At 75.9% G+C, this 13,129-nt stretch carries 12 protein-coding genes; 4 read left to right on the top strand and 8 right to left on the bottom strand.

The annotated features are described in order from the left end of the window. Positions 1-76: 76 nt before the first annotated feature. The 4 genes from AC067J_RS35070 to AC067J_RS35055 are packed head-to-tail and all read right to left on the bottom strand — an operon-like array spanning position 77 to position 5,118. The gene (locus AC067J_RS35070) at positions 77-667 is read right to left on the bottom strand and encodes an FHA domain-containing protein (protein ID WP_478306223.1); all 591 of its coding nucleotides are present in this window, start codon (positions 665-667) and stop codon (positions 77-79) included. Further along, positions 655-1,434 (bottom strand): 4Fe-4S single cluster domain-containing protein, encoded by a 780-nt coding sequence (locus AC067J_RS35065; protein WP_478306306.1) that lies wholly within the window; start codon positions 1,432-1,434, stop codon positions 655-657. The genes AC067J_RS35070 and AC067J_RS35065 overlap by 13 nt, the downstream gene beginning before the upstream one ends. After that, positions 1,431-3,581, bottom strand: a complete 2,151-nt coding sequence (locus AC067J_RS35060; protein WP_478306221.1) for an AAA family ATPase — start codon at positions 3,579-3,581, stop codon at positions 1,431-1,433. Before AC067J_RS35060 ends, AC067J_RS35065 begins: the two co-directional genes overlap by 4 nt. 31 nt (positions 3,582-3,612) lie before the next feature. Beyond that, positions 3,613-5,118: a hypothetical protein gene (locus AC067J_RS35055; protein ID WP_478306219.1), complete on the bottom strand. Its 1,506-nt coding sequence runs from the start codon at positions 5,116-5,118 to the stop codon at positions 3,613-3,615. Between the two features lie 286 nt (positions 5,119-5,404). Between AC067J_RS35055 and AC067J_RS35050 the strand changes: the two genes are divergently transcribed. The 3 genes from AC067J_RS35050 to AC067J_RS35040 all read left to right on the top strand — a co-directional run bounded on the left by AC067J_RS35050 (position 5,405) and on the right by AC067J_RS35040 (position 7,477). Continuing rightward, entirely contained in the window at positions 5,405-6,097 is a 693-nt protein-coding gene (locus AC067J_RS35050) for a hypothetical protein (RefSeq protein ID WP_478306217.1), read from the top strand. Between the two features lie 4 nt (positions 6,098-6,101). After that, entirely contained in the window at positions 6,102-6,779 is a 678-nt protein-coding gene (locus AC067J_RS35045; RefSeq protein ID WP_478306215.1) for an RES family NAD+ phosphorylase, read from the top strand. A gap of 119 nt (positions 6,780-6,898) precedes the next feature. Further along, positions 6,899-7,477, top strand: a complete 579-nt coding sequence (locus AC067J_RS35040) for a hypothetical protein (protein ID WP_478306214.1) — start codon at positions 6,899-6,901, stop codon at positions 7,475-7,477. On the opposite strand, the gene AC067J_RS35035 is transcribed toward AC067J_RS35040, so the two are convergent. Beyond that, complete coding sequence (locus AC067J_RS35035; protein ID WP_478306212.1) at positions 7,438-8,319, bottom strand: siderophore-interacting protein; 882 nt, start codon at positions 8,317-8,319, stop codon at positions 7,438-7,440. The two genes, AC067J_RS35040 and AC067J_RS35035, sit on opposite strands and share 40 nt — an antisense overlap. A gap of 140 nt (positions 8,320-8,459) precedes the next feature. Beyond that, positions 8,460-9,002 (bottom strand): MOSC domain-containing protein, encoded by a 543-nt coding sequence (locus tag AC067J_RS35030; RefSeq protein ID WP_478306211.1) that lies wholly within the window; start codon positions 9,000-9,002, stop codon positions 8,460-8,462. Positions 9,003-9,307: 305 nt separating this feature from the next. On the opposite strand from AC067J_RS35030, the gene AC067J_RS35025 reads away from it, so the two are divergent. Further along, complete coding sequence (locus AC067J_RS35025; RefSeq protein ID WP_478306209.1) at positions 9,308-10,546, top strand: glycosyltransferase; 1,239 nt, start codon at positions 9,308-9,310, stop codon at positions 10,544-10,546. Positions 10,547-10,659: 113 nt separating this feature from the next. On the opposite strand, the gene AC067J_RS35020 is transcribed toward AC067J_RS35025, so the two are convergent. Together AC067J_RS35020 and AC067J_RS35015 are read right to left on the bottom strand one after the other, a co-directional pair. Beyond that, complete coding sequence (locus tag AC067J_RS35020) at positions 10,660-11,631, bottom strand: metallophosphoesterase (RefSeq protein ID WP_478306207.1); 972 nt, start codon at positions 11,629-11,631, stop codon at positions 10,660-10,662. A 147-nt stretch (positions 11,632-11,778) separates the two neighbouring features. Continuing rightward, positions 11,779-13,071 (bottom strand): MFS transporter, encoded by a 1,293-nt coding sequence (locus AC067J_RS35015; protein ID WP_478306205.1) that lies wholly within the window; start codon positions 13,069-13,071, stop codon positions 11,779-11,781. Positions 13,072-13,129: the final 58 nt, after the last annotated feature.

Genomic DNA, 13,129 nt, shown 5'->3' with positions numbered 1-13,129 from the left:
CCCTGTTTGCGCGTGGCCGGGCCCGGGTCCGGTGGTGTGTCGGCCATGGCGCCGTTCTCCTCCTCGCGCCCCCGGCTCACCGGGGAGCGCCGAACTCGTCGATCTCGATGACCTGGACGTCGATGTCCTCCGCGAACCGCAGCCGGTGTCCCGGCCACACCGCGGTCGGCCCGGTGACCGGACGGCCGTCGACGTAGGTGCCGTTGGTCGATCCCAGGTCCTCGACGTGCAGGACCCCGCCGATCCAGCGCAGCCGCGCGTGGGAGCGGGAGAGCTGGTCGAACCCGGCCAGGCCGGGGATCGCGGCGCAGTCGGGTTCGTCCCGGCCGATCGCCAGCCCGCCGCCCCCGCGCTGCTGTTCGCCGCGGACCGGCAGCAGCGCCCCCGCGATCACCAGCGCCAGCCGCACCACCGGCCGGGCGGCCGGCTCCGGGCGCCGCCCCTGCTGCGCGGCCCCGGCCGGGGCCGTCCGGGCCGGCCGCGTCGCCGCGTCGGGTACGGCGCTCACGGAGGGCGGAGCGGCCGCGGGGGCGGGTGGGGGCGCGGCCTGCTCCGGGTCGTACCGTTCCAGCTCCACGAAGAAGTGCACCTGGCAGTACCCCCGGGTACCGGAGGTCGGGCACTCACCCGGTGCTCCCACCGGGCAGCGGTAGATCACGGTCGCCACGAGGTCTCCCGCAGGGTCACGCCGCGCCGGACCAGGTCTCGTTCGATCCGGCCCAGGTCACCGGGGCGCGGCACCCCGATCACCCGGACCTCGCCCTCGGTGACGTGCACCTGGAGTTCCGGCCGCTCGGGGCGGTGGTCCAGGTAGGGCGCGTAGCGCTCGCGGCCGAGGGCCGTGCGGGTCACCAGCCGTTGGTTGGCCGACCCGCGCCAGGCCAGCCCGGTCGGCTGCCCGGCCAGGTAGCGGCCGGTGACGACCGCGTCGGCGCCGGACAGCGCGGAGGCGGTCGCCGGGTCGGCGGCCAGTTCCTCCGGCTCCCAGCCGGTGTACACCAGCAGGTCGGCGGCCCGGCCGGAGCGGCGGCGCTCCTCGTCCGCCGCGGCGAGCAGGGCCGCGAGGGCCGGCGCCTGTTCGAGCGGCTCGCCGCCGCTGACGGTGAGGCCGTCGAGGCCGTCGGCCAGCGCCGCGCGCCACAGGGCGGCGAACCGCTCCGTCGTCAGCTCCCGCCCGGCGGAGGGCTCCCAGGTGTGGCGGGACATGCAGCCGGGGCAGGCCAGGGTGCATCCCTGGAACCAGACGCCCAGCCGCCGGCCGGGCCCGAGCGAGGTGACCGGCCGGTAGACCTGGCTCACCCGGGCAGCCGGTGCGGCGGCCGGCACGACGACCGGTGCGGTGCCCGAGGCGGCATCGCCCGGCGCGGCATCGCCCGGCGCGGGGCCGGAGGCGGCACCCGGCCCACCGTCCGTCGGCTCCCCGTCCCCGTTCACCCCGGCCAACGGTTCACCTCCAGCCGGTAGCCCTCGCCGTCCCCGTCGCCCTCGACCGACGACACCTCGATCCGCTCGCCGCGCTTCGGCAGCGTCCGGAAGACCTCCTTGGCCAGCGGGTTGACCAGTGCCGACTCGACGGCGGTCAGCACGCCGCGCCCGCCGTGGTCGAGCCGCCGGGTCGCCTCGACCCGCAGCACCTCCCAGGCCTCGTCGGCGACGGTCAGCTCGGCGCCGTGCACCTCGCGGATCCGGCCCGCCACCGAGGCGATCGCCTTGTCCAGGATCTGCGGCACCCACTTCTCCTGCATGAAGTCCATCGGGATGAAGTTGTCGCCGAACCGGTTGCGCAGTTCGGGCCGCCGGATCTGCTCGTTGAAGAAGAGGTCGAAGGCCTCGCGCAGCGCCTGGCGGACCACCACCGGGTCGTCGTGCCGGGTGAGTTGGCGGCGGCGGGTGCGCTCGGGCGTCTCCTGACCCGGTTCGCCGGCCTGCGGGACCGGGTCGGCGGACGGCTCGCCGCGACCCGCCGCCGTCCCCTCCCCCCGCTCCTTGGACTGCTCCGCCACGACGGTGGCCGCGACACCGAGGTTGGAGGTGAAGACCAGGACGCATTCGGTGAAGTAGACGGTGGCGCCGCGCCCGTCGGTGAGCCGGCCGTCCTCCAGGATCTGCAGGAAGAGGTCGAACAGCCGCGGGTTGGCCTTGTCGATCTCGTCGAAGAGCAGCACGCTCATCGGGTTGGCGCGGACCGCGTTGGTCAGTTCGCCGCCCGCGTCGTGGCCGACGAATCCCGGCGGGGCGCCGATCAGCCGGTCCCGGGCGTGCTCCTCGGCGAACTCGCTCATGTCGAAGCGGATCGGCCGGGCGTCCTTGCCGAGGATCATCTCGGCGACGCCCTTGGCGAGTTCGGTCTTCCCGACGCCGGTCGGGCCGGAGAGGAAGAGCGTGCCGCGCGGCCGGCTCGGCGAGCTGGACGACTGCGCGCCGTTCAGCCCGGCCGCCGAGCGCATGAAAATCTCCAGCGTGCGGCGGACGGCGTACGGCTGCCCGATCACCTTGCCGTTCAGGAACCGCTCGCCGTCCGCGATCCGCTCGCGCAGCGCGGCGGTGGCCCACGGGTTGTCGAGCACGCCGATCCGGTAGAGGCGGGCCGCCTCGTCCAGCCGCTGCACCGGCAGGCTGCGGTCCAGCGCCATCCGGCCGATCGCCATCACCTCCGAACTGCCCATGCCGTGGGAGGTGTCGGCGAGCGCCTTCGCGGCGGCGGCGGTCTCCGCCGCGTCGAGGACGGGCCCGCCGGTCGCCGCCTGGTAGCGGGCCAGCCCGCCGACCACGTGCCGGGCGGCGGCCAGCCGCTGGTCGTGCGGCGGCTGCGGCACGTTGATCACCCGCACCGCGCGGCTGCCGACGGCGAACTCCATCGGCAGGTCCTCCTGCCGCTCCACCACCCAGAACACCGTGTTGTACGGCGTCACGACCGTGCTGCCCTGCACCGGGCGGGCGGTGTGGCCCAGTTCCTCGGCGGCCGCGAACAGCCGGGCGGCCTCCCCGGCGACGGGGGCCCGCGCCGAACCGAGCCGTGCCGCGTACGGGACGACCAGCCCGACCGGCGGGCCGGGGTGGCGGACCACGCCGACCATCGTGTCGCGCAGCCGGTCCAGCATCTCCGGCTCGTCCTCGTCGTCCGTGTCCCCCGCCGTGCCGCCGGTACCGCCGCGCCGCCACCGCTCGTCGCGCTCGGCGAACTCCCGGATGACCTCCGGGACTTCCTCCAGGGTGGCGCTCAGCCGCAGCAGGGCGATCCGGTCGTTCACCTGGTCGACGAAGGCGAGCGCGCCGTAGCCGCGGGCCAGGCAGAGCGATTCGATCACCCCGCCCAACGTGTAGGGGGCGAGGGTCGGGCTGCTGCCGGCGGCGTGGTCGTCCGGCAGCAGGTACTGGTCGCGGACGTTGCCGGTCAGCAGCACCTGCGGGTAGACGGTGAGCGCCATGTCCAGCTCGCGGATCCAGCTGGGCGTGGCCGGGCGGAGGTCGTCGCCGTCCTCCGCCGCGTCCTTGCGCAGGTCCGCCTTCTCGCCGTCCGCCCCTCCGCCGCCCGTCTTCCCGCCGCCCACGTGCCCGCCGTTCGCGTCGTTGCCGCTCACGTTCCCACCGCCCCCACCGTTCTCGCCGTTCTCACCGCTCGCGCTGTCGCTGCTGCTGTTCGTAGGCCGCGGCGGCGCTCGTCGAGCCCTTGCGGCCCGTGTTCTTCCGACGGCGCGGGGCGACGGCGGCCGGAGGCGGCCACGAACCGTCCGGCACCACGCCGGCGGCCATCATGCCCGGGGCCATCGCGGAGGTCCGCTCAAGGCGGACGCCCCGCTGCCGGATCCCTTCCTCGATGGCGGGCAACTGCTCGTCGCAGAACCACTGCTGGACCAGTTCGTCCTGTTCCGCACCGAGTTCCTCGTCCACTCCCTCGCCCGACGCCCCGTCCGCACCGGACTCCGCCGCCCGGTCGCCGGACCGCTTGACGACCGAGGTGGAGAGCGTCGCCCGGTCCGGGGACAGCACCAGCCGCAGCCCGTACCCCGCCACCGGCGCCTCGCCCTCCTCGCCCTGCCCGGAGCCCTCGCCACCGCCCTGCCCGGCACCCTCACCACTGCCCTCGCCGCTGCCGAACCCGGGGTCGCCGAACGGCACCACCACCTCGCCCTCCACGGCGAGCAGGTCGGTGAAGTCCTCGCCCACCAGGTAGTCCCGCTCGCGCAGCACCGCGGCGAGCGCGGCCGCCACCGGCCCCCGGTTCCGCCGCGCGTCCGCCCGGGCCACCGCCGCCTCCACGGCGGACCGCAGGTACGCCGGGTCCTCGGCGGCCGCCAGGTCGGCGACCAGCCGGTCGCGCTCCCCCGGCTCCGCCTCCTGCGCCAACTCCACCAGGGCTGCGCGCAGTTCGGCACGCTCCTCGTCACGCCTGCGGCGCTGCACCGAGTGCTGGACGAGTGCCGCCAGGTCGGTGAGCGTCGTCCGCACGTCGGAGACGGTGCCGGCCGCCTTCAGCGACCGCACCAGCCCCGCCACCCGCTCCAGGTCGGCGGGGTCGCAGCGGGGCACGTCCCGGTCGAGCATGGCCTGCGCCTCGGCGAGCGCGCCGGCCCGGACGCCTTCGGTCCGGTCGGCCTGCTCACGCGCCGCCGCCTCCGCCGCGGCCGCCGCCGCCCGTGCCGTGCTCGCCGCGGCCTCCCGGGCGGACGCCTTCGCGGGGCGCGGACGCTCCGGTTCGGCCACCGCCTCCGGCAGGACCGCCTCCCAGACGCCCCGCACCGCCTCCGCCAGCTCACGCGCCGCCCGGCTGTTGGCCGCCTTGGCCCGCTCGATCGCCCGCGTCAGCTCCGCCTCGTCGGCGCCCGCGCCGACGGTGACCGTCTCCACCCGCACCCGGCCGGCCCGGTACGCGCGGCGCAGCCCCTTGGCCTCACCGCGCAGCCCCTGCGCCTCCTCGTTCAACTCGCCGAGCCGGGCCCGCAGGTCGGCCCGCCGTTCCTCGGCGAGCAGCCGGGCCCGCAGTGCCGCCCGCTGCTCCTCGGCGCGCCGAAGGTTCTCGGCCCGCTGGGCCTCTGCGGCCAGCTGCGCGCGCAACCGTCGGCGGCGCTCGGCCTCCCGGTCGACGTAGGACCACCCGTATCCCGCGGAACTGCTCACCGGCCGCCTTCCGAGCGCGAGTCGTGACGTACGGTGCGGACCGGGAGGTACGGCACCGGTCGGACACCCTACGCGCGCCGTCGAGGCCGGTGCGGGTCGCGACGTCGGAACGACCACACGTGGACCGGCACCGCCCCCGAGGTGCTGCTGAGTGACCATCATGCCGCAGATCGCGGAGGGTTGTTCCCGTCTTGCGGGAATAGGTGATCACCCTCCGCGCACGCACGGGAGACGCTACATTTGCGCGGGGCGAGCGGCACGTTCGGCGAGCGGGAGGTGATGCGCGGTGATACCGGCCCAGGTCATGAAGGCCCTGCGGGACCATTGGTACGAGGTGTGGGTGCGGCTGGACGATCCGGCCCGGACCGAGCTGCTGGAACTGGTCGCCAGGCTCTCGGAGGACCCGGAACGCGGCTCCCGCAGGATCGCCCGGTTCCTCCTCATGCTCTTCCCCGGCTGGGAGATCTTCGACGCGCCCGCGGACGACTCCGTCCGCTTCACGACCGCCGGCCCGTACGCGGTCGCCGTGCTGCCGGCCGACCTCATCGCGTCGCTCCAGGCACTGGGGCAGCAGGCGACCCGCGCCGCCGTCCAACGCGCCGCGGGCGCGTCACCGGACCCCGGCCCCGCCGTTCCCCACCAGGACGCCGACGACCGGCTGCTGGCCGCGGGGAACGTCACCGCCGCCGAGTACCGGGCCGGCGGGCACGACCCGGCCGACCCCGACCTGATCCGGCTGACCGACCGCCAGGGCACCGTCCGCCTCCCGTCCTTCCAGTTCGACGGCGCCTCGGGCCGCCCGCTCCCGCTGGTCGTCGAGGTCAACCGCCTGCTCGACGCCGACGACGACCCGTGGGGCGTCGCCGACTGGTGGCTGGGCGCCAACGCCTGGCTGGACGCCGTCCCCGCCCGCCTGCTGGGCACCCCCGACGAGCGCTCGCTGCTCGCGGCGGCCCGTGCCGAGATCGCGGAGTGGTGACCGGATGCCCGACGTGAAGGTCCCCGCCCCCACCGCGAGCGCCGCCCCGCACCGCGAACTGCTGCCCGCCGGCACCGTGCTGCACCGCGTGCACCTCGCCGCGTACCCGGCGACCGCGTTCAACCCGAACCCCGCCGACGCGCTCTACGAGGGCGGCCGGTTCTGCTCCTTCGAGGGCGACGGCGAGCACCTGCCGTACCTGTACGCCGGGTTCTCGGAGCGGGCGGCGGTGATGGAGACGCTGGTGCGCGGGATCCCGTTCGACGAGAAGGGCTGGCGGCGGATCCGGCGCGCGGCCGTCCGGGGCAAGGTCCTGTCGCAGATCGAGACCACCTGCGACATCCCGCTCGTCCCCCTGATGACGCTGGACCAGCTCGCCGCCGTCCACCAGGACGAGTGGCTGGTCCACTCCACCCCCGAGACGTACGCCCGCACCCGCCGCTGGGCCGCCTGGATCCGCGGCCAGGCCCCGTGGGCGCTCGGCCTGAAGTGGCCGTCCAAGCGCGACCTGGCGAGCGCCGCCTGCATCCTCTACCAGCGGGACGGCGCCGCCGGCCTGGTCAAACCGGCCGGGCCGGAGCCCGTCCCGCTCGACACCGCCGCCGGCGCCGAGCTGCTCAACCGCCTGCTCGCCCCGGCCCGGACCCGGATCGAACCGCCCCGGAGGGTCGCCGCGCGGTAGCCGGCGGCCCGTGGACGGCGGGCGGGCCCGGACGGCGGGTCCGGACGGCGGGCGGCCGCCGTGACGCGGTCACCGGCCCCGGCGGCCGCCCCGGCAACCGTCGTGGCATGCTCCTCCGCATGATCGACGATCCTGGGGCGGACTGGTCGTTCGCCGCCGCGCGGGAGCCCGCCGAGTTCGGCGCCGCAGAGGTCGACGGCGTGCCCGGCGTCCAGCACGCCGCCGGACCGCGCGGCACCCTGTGCGGCGTCCGGCGGCAGTTCCTCCGGCAGTACCTGCACCACTTCGACCCCGGGGCCCTCGACTCCTGCCGGAAGTGCGCCGTGGCGGCCCGGGCGGCGCCGACGCGGCCGTGTGCCCAGGAGCGGCTCCACGACGAGGTCGAGGCCGCCGCCGAGGGGCCGCTGCGGCGGGAGCTGCTCGCCGCGCTCCGCCGCGGCGCCCGGGTGGCGATGTGGATCAGTGGCCCGGCCGCGTCCCTGGCGAGGTCGTACGCACGCCTGGACGAGATGACCGAGGGGTCGGGCCCGGCCGCCGCGGCGATCGCGGCGAGCGGCCTCTCCGCCCGGCTGGCCCGCGTCGAGGACGGACGCCGGCAGTACCTCGTCGTCTTTCCGCCCGGGGGCGGCGGCCCCCTGCTCGCGCGCGGGCCGGTCCGTCAGTCCTCGTCGGCGGCCGGCCCGTCGTCGGCCCGCTGATCCTCCGTCCGCCCGGCCCGCCAGTAGCCCATGAAGCAGACGGCACGCCGGTCGATCCCGCGCTCGCCGACCAGGTGGCGGCGGAGTTCGCGGACGGTCGCCGCCTCGCCGGCGATCCACGCGTACGGCTCGCCGGGCGGGAGTTCGGCGGCCCGGACGGCGGCGGGCAGGGCCGGGGCGTCCCCGTCGCGGTACAGCCAGGTCACCTCGACGCCGGGCCGTCCGGTGGGCAGGTAGCCCTCCTCCCCGGGCCCCTCGGTCTCGGCGAACACGCGCACGGGCAGCCCGGGCGGCAGCTCGTCGAGGATCGCCGCGACGGCCGGCAGCGCGGACTCGTCCCCGGCGAGCAGGACCCAGTCGGCGCCCTGCGGCAGCCGGAACTCCACGCCGCCGGCCTCCTCCACCGCCGGTCCGCAGACGAGCACCCGGTCCCCGGGCGCGGTGGTGACCGCCCAGCGGGAGCCGGGGCCGTGGTCGCCGTGGACGGCGATGTCGATGTCGATCTCGTCGGGGTCGCGGCGCTGCGCGCGGACGGTGTAGGTGCGGAGCACCGGGCGGACGGCCGGGTCCATGCCGCGCCAGGTCCGGTACCAGCCGAACTCGCCCTCGCCGGAGGGGGTCTGCGGTTCGGTCTGCCCCGGCTGCGGGAGGAGGAGCTTGATCCGCTGGTCGAGGCCGCCGTTGACGAAGCCGGTGAGGCTCTCCCCGGCGAGGGTGACGCGGGCCAGGTGGGGCGTGAGGCGGGTGCTCCGGACGACCTGGAGCGGGAAGAGCAGGAAACGCGCGGGGGCGGTGGTGCTGGTCAGGGCCCTCTCTCCTCTCAGCAGGCGGGTCGGCGGCACGTCGGACGACGGCCGCCGATCCCCACTAAGCTTAGGTTAGGCTAACCTACCCGTTCGCGTCCTGCCCATCCGGTCCCCGCACCGCCCCGGACGCCCCGCACCTCCTCGGACACCCCGGAACCCCGGACGCCTCGGACGTCTCAGACCCGGTCCAGCGGCCGGTGCGGACCCTCGGGGAGCTCGACCCCGATCGCATCGCCGGCCCGCACCACACCGCCCACCCGGACCACGCTCATGATCCCGGCCTTGCGCACCACGTTCCCCGCCTCGTCCCGCCCCACGACCTGCTTCAGCAGCCCGTCCCGAAAGCCGTCGATCTGCACGCAGGGGTTGCGCAGCCCGGTGACCTCCACGACCGCCGCCTCCCCGATCCGCAGCAGCGCCCCGACCGGCAGGCCGAGCAGGTCGATCCCGCTGGTGGTGATGTTCTCCCCCAGCTGACCGGGCGCCACGTCGAATCCCTTCCCGCCCACCTCGGCGAACAGCTCCTCGTGGATGAGGTGGACCTGCCGCAGGTTCGGCAGGGTCGGGTCCTGCGCGACCCGCGACCGGTGCTTCACCGTCACGCCCGCGTGCACGTCCCCCTCCACCCCGAGACCGGCCAGCAGCGTGATGCTGTCCCGGTTGGGCTTGGTGAAGGAGTACTCGCCGTTGCTGCTGACCGCAGTGACCGTGCCGCCCATGTCGCGTGGACCTCCCGTTCGGAGACGATGATTCGCCCCGAGCCTATCGAGCCCCTGTGCGACCATCCCCCGGCACGGGGCTGGCACGGGTACGGGTACGGGGGCACCGCCGTCTCGCGGGAAGGCCGACCGTCCGGAACGGACGGGACGTCAGGGCTCAGGGCTCAGGGGACTCACGGCCCGGGGAGGGGAACTCACTCCTCGCCACTCTGAACTTATAGCGCACCAGGGGCCTTGCGGCAAGGCCCCGGTCCTGCTGCAGAATCTCCCGCCTAGGCGGAAACGAAGATCAACGGGAGTCGTGCATGCGTGTGGTTTTGTCGGCGTACGGGTCGCGCGGCAGTGTCGAGCCGATGGTGGGGCTCGCGGTGCGGCTGCGGGAACTCGGCGCCCAGGTGCGGGTGTGCGCGCCGCCGGACGAGGAGTTCGCGGAGCGGCTGGCCGGTGTCGGCGTGGAGATGGTGCCGGCCGGCGACCCGGTGCGCCCGCTGGTGACCACGGTGGTCCCGGGGTCCGCGGCGGGCCTGGCGCAGCGCGTGGCCGACCTGATGGCCGCGCAGTTCGACACCCTCGCCGCGGCCGCCGAGGGGTGCGACGCACTGGTCGTGACCGGCCCGCTGCCGGCGGCGGCCGGAGCGCGGTCGGTGGCCGAGAAGCTGGGCATCCGCTACGTGCACGCGAGCCACCAGCCGGTCAGCCTGCCCTCGCCCCACCAGCCGCCGCCCGCGCGGCGGGGCCGGCCGCTGCCCGCGGACGAGGCCGACAACCAGGCCCTGTGGGACCTCGACGCCCGGATCGCCGACGAGATGTTCGGCGCGGAGCTCAACGCCCAGCGGGCGGCCGCCGGCCTGCCGCCGGTGGCGGGCGTCCGCGACTACGCCTTCGGCGACCAGCCGTGGATGGCCGCGGACCCGCTCCTCGCCCCGTGGCAGCCGACAGACCTCGACGTGGTGCAGACCGGCGCGTGGATCGTGCCCGACGAGCGCCCGCTCCCCGCCGAACTGACGGCCTTCCTGGACGCCGGCACCCCGCCGGTGTACGTGGGCTTCGGCAGCATGCCCGTGCAGGATCCGGCGGGCGTCGCCCGGGCGGCCGTGGAGTCCGTCCGCGCGCAGTGCCTCCGCGTGGTCCTCTCCCGCGGCTGGGCAGGCCTGGCCCCGGTCGACGACCGGGACGACTGCTTCGTCGTCGGCGAGGTCAACCAGCAGGCGCTGTTCCGCCGTTCGGCCGCCGTGGTGCACCACGGCAGCGCGAGCACGACCACCACCGCCGCCCTGGCCGGCGTGCCCCAGGTGGTGGTGCCCCAGGGAGCCGACCAGCCGTACTGGGCCGGGCGGGTGGCCGACCTCGGCATCGGCGTGGCCCACGACGGTCCGGTCCCGACCGCCGGGTCCCTGTCGGCCGCGCTCGCGGCGGCCCTGGCCCCGGAGACCCGCGAACGGGCCGCCGCCGTGGCCGGCACGGTCCGCACCGACGGGGCGGCGGTGGCCGCGAAGCGGCTGCTCGACGCCCTCGGCCGGGAGGAGTCCCCGGTGTCCGCGTGAGGCGCGCCGGTCCGGCGGTTCGCCGGCCCTGCGGCCCCTGCGGCGGGTACCGACACCGCAGGGGCCGCAGGGCCGCAGGGCCGCAGGGCCGCAGGGCCGCAGGGCCGCAGGGGTCAGCCTCGGCGCATCGGACGGGGTTCGCCGAAGCGCTCCTCGAACTCGGCGTCGCTCAGGGCCTGGAGCTCCTCGCCGCTGACCCGTCCCGCCAGCAGGTCGGCGAGGAAACCGGGGAGCGGCGCACCGCGCATGGTGTCGGTGATCCCGCCGGACACCGTCCGGACCTCGGTGTCGACGCGGCCGTCGGGGTGCAGGGTGTAGGTGCGGTAGCCGGGGCCTTCGAGGCGCTGGTTCCGGTGGTCGATGCTGAAGTAGGTCGACGGGCACACGTACACGGGCCGGCCCTCGAACTCGCCGGACAGGTCCCCGTGCAGGTGGCCGGCGCCGATCGCCCGGATGGCGGGGAAGTCGCGGACGAGCAGGGCGAGGTCGCTGTCCCCCTGGGCGTCCGGGGCGGTCCGGGGAAGCGGCGGCTGGTGCAGCCAGACGAAGACGTGCTCGGCTCCGGTGGCCGTCAGGATCGCGCGGGCGCGCTCCTCCTCGACCGGGGTGAGGCCGGGCTGGGCGGCCGCGTGCACCCGGTCGTCGCGGTCGCGGTAGGTGCCGTCGCCGGCGGCCTCGCGGCCGTGCGCGTTGGTGTCGAGGAACAGCATCAGCCAGTTCCCGATCCGGACGGCGGGCTCCAGGTGCACGTTGGGCCGGGGCAGGCGGGCCTGCAGCTCGTCCTGCAGGTCGTGGTTGCCGGCGAGGCAGTAGACCGGGGTGGGCAGGGTGTCCAGGACCTCGCCCATCCGCTCGTACGCGCCCGGCTCGCCGGTGTCCGCGAGGTCGCCGGTGGCGACCACCAGGGCGGCTTCGGCGATCGCCCGTCCGGCGTCGGCGAGGACGGCGGCGAGCCCCTCGTCGGGCTGGTGGGAGACGAATCCCCGGGTTCCGGGGGAGTCCTGGAAGTGCAGGTCGGATATCTGGACGATGCCGATGGCTCCGGTGCCCGGGGCTGCCGGGGTCGGGTCGGTGTGCTGCTTCATGGGCCCTCGCTCGCTGGGTGGGGAAGGATCACGGGTCGCTTGCGGACGCCGCCCACGGTAGGGAAGTGGCAGAACTGCCATATAACAGTCGTGCAAACTTTCGCCGAGCACCGTCCGGCATTCCGGGGACGCCGCCGCCCGCGCCGCTCAGGCCGTCCGGCCGGCGCCCGGCGGCACGGCGTCCGCGAGCCCGGACGCCGCGGGCCGACGGGGCAGGAGGAGCGGGGTGACCAGGAGCAGGAGACCCGCGAGGGCGATGGCCGGACGGGGACCGGCGAGGGCGGCGAGCAGACCCCAGAGGGCGGTCAGGGTGGCGACGGCGGCCTTGGCCGTGACCGACCAGGCGGAGAGGACGCGGGCGGTGCGGTCGGGGGGAACCTGCTCCAGTCGGTGGGTGGCGAGCACCGGGTTGAACACGCCCAGGCAGGTGATCAGCGCGAACTCGACGGCCATCACGAGGAGGAGACCGCCGGTGCCCGGCCCGACGAAGGCCAGGCCGACCGGCCAGCAGACCCGCAGGGTGCCGGAGACCAGCAGGACCCGGTGCCGTCCGAAGCGGGCGACGAGGCGCCCGGCGAGCCGGGAGCCGAGGAGCCCGCCGAGGCAGGGCACGGCGAAGGCGAGACCGTACTGCCAGGGGGCGAAGCCGAGCCGGCCCAGGAGGAGCACGGCGAGCAGCGGCTCGACCGCCATCACCAGGGCGTTGACGAGCACGGTGTTGAGGAACAGCGGCCGCAGCACCGGGTGGGCGAGCAGGTGGCGCCAGCCCTCGAAGAGGGCGCTGGCCCGCGACGGGGCGGCGGCGGCCGAGGGCGCGGAAGCAGGAACCGAAGCGGGAGCGGGGGCGGGGGCGGGGGCGGGGTCCGGCTCCCGGCCGCCGATCGCGCGGAGGCCGGCGGCCGAGAGCAGGTAGCTGGCCGCGTCGGCGAGGACCGTCGCGACGGGGCCGAGCACCCCGATCGCGGCGCCACCGAGCGGCAGCCCGAGGACGACGGCGGTCCAGGTGGTGGCCTCGAACCGGGCGTTGGCGGTCAGCAGGTCCTCGGGCCGGACGAGTGACTTCAGGCAGGCCCCGGCGGCGGCGCCGAAGGTGATGTCGGCGACCGCGACGAGCACCGCCACCACCAGCAGGTGGGGGAAGGTGAGCAGACCGGACGCGTACGCGGCGGGGATGCTCAGCAGCGCCGCGCACCGCAGCAGGTCCATCGTGATCATCACCGGCCGCTTGCGGCGGCGCTCCGTCCACGGGCCGAGCGGCAGCGCGACCGCCGCGCCCACGGCGGCCCCGGCGGCGGCCAGCGCCGACACCTCGGCGGGGCCCGCGGCCAGCACCTCGATCGCGATCAGCGGAAGCGCGCCGAAGGCGAGCCGGGTGCCGAACGCGCTCACCGCGTACGCCGCCCAGAGCCAGCCGAACCGTCGTCCCAGCGACACCCTCACAGCACTCCTCGCACAACCGGCGGTTGACAGCCGCCATCAAAGCGGGAGCGGGGACCGG

This window comes from Kitasatospora sp. NPDC042419 (assembly GCF_056437345.1).
The sequence above is the reverse complement of the archived record's forward strand: the minus strand, read 5'-3'. Positions and strand labels throughout refer to the sequence as shown.

Coding starts and splice junctions, on each gene's coding strand:
- AC067J_RS35045 (WP_478306215.1), top strand. CDS start 6,102: ATGCCCGACGTGAAGGTCCCCGCCCCCACCGCGAGCGCCGCCCCGCAC.
- AC067J_RS35025 (WP_478306209.1), top strand. CDS start 9,308: ATGCGTGTGGTTTTGTCGGCGTACGGGTCGCGCGGCAGTGTCGAGCCG.
- AC067J_RS35020 (WP_478306207.1), bottom strand. CDS start 11,631: ATGAAGCAGCACACCGACCCGACCCCGGCAGCCCCGGGCACCGGAGCC.
- AC067J_RS35040 (WP_478306214.1), top strand. CDS start 6,899: ATGATCGACGATCCTGGGGCGGACTGGTCGTTCGCCGCCGCGCGGGAG.
- AC067J_RS35030 (WP_478306211.1), bottom strand. CDS start 9,002: ATGGGCGGCACGGTCACTGCGGTCAGCAGCAACGGCGAGTACTCCTTC.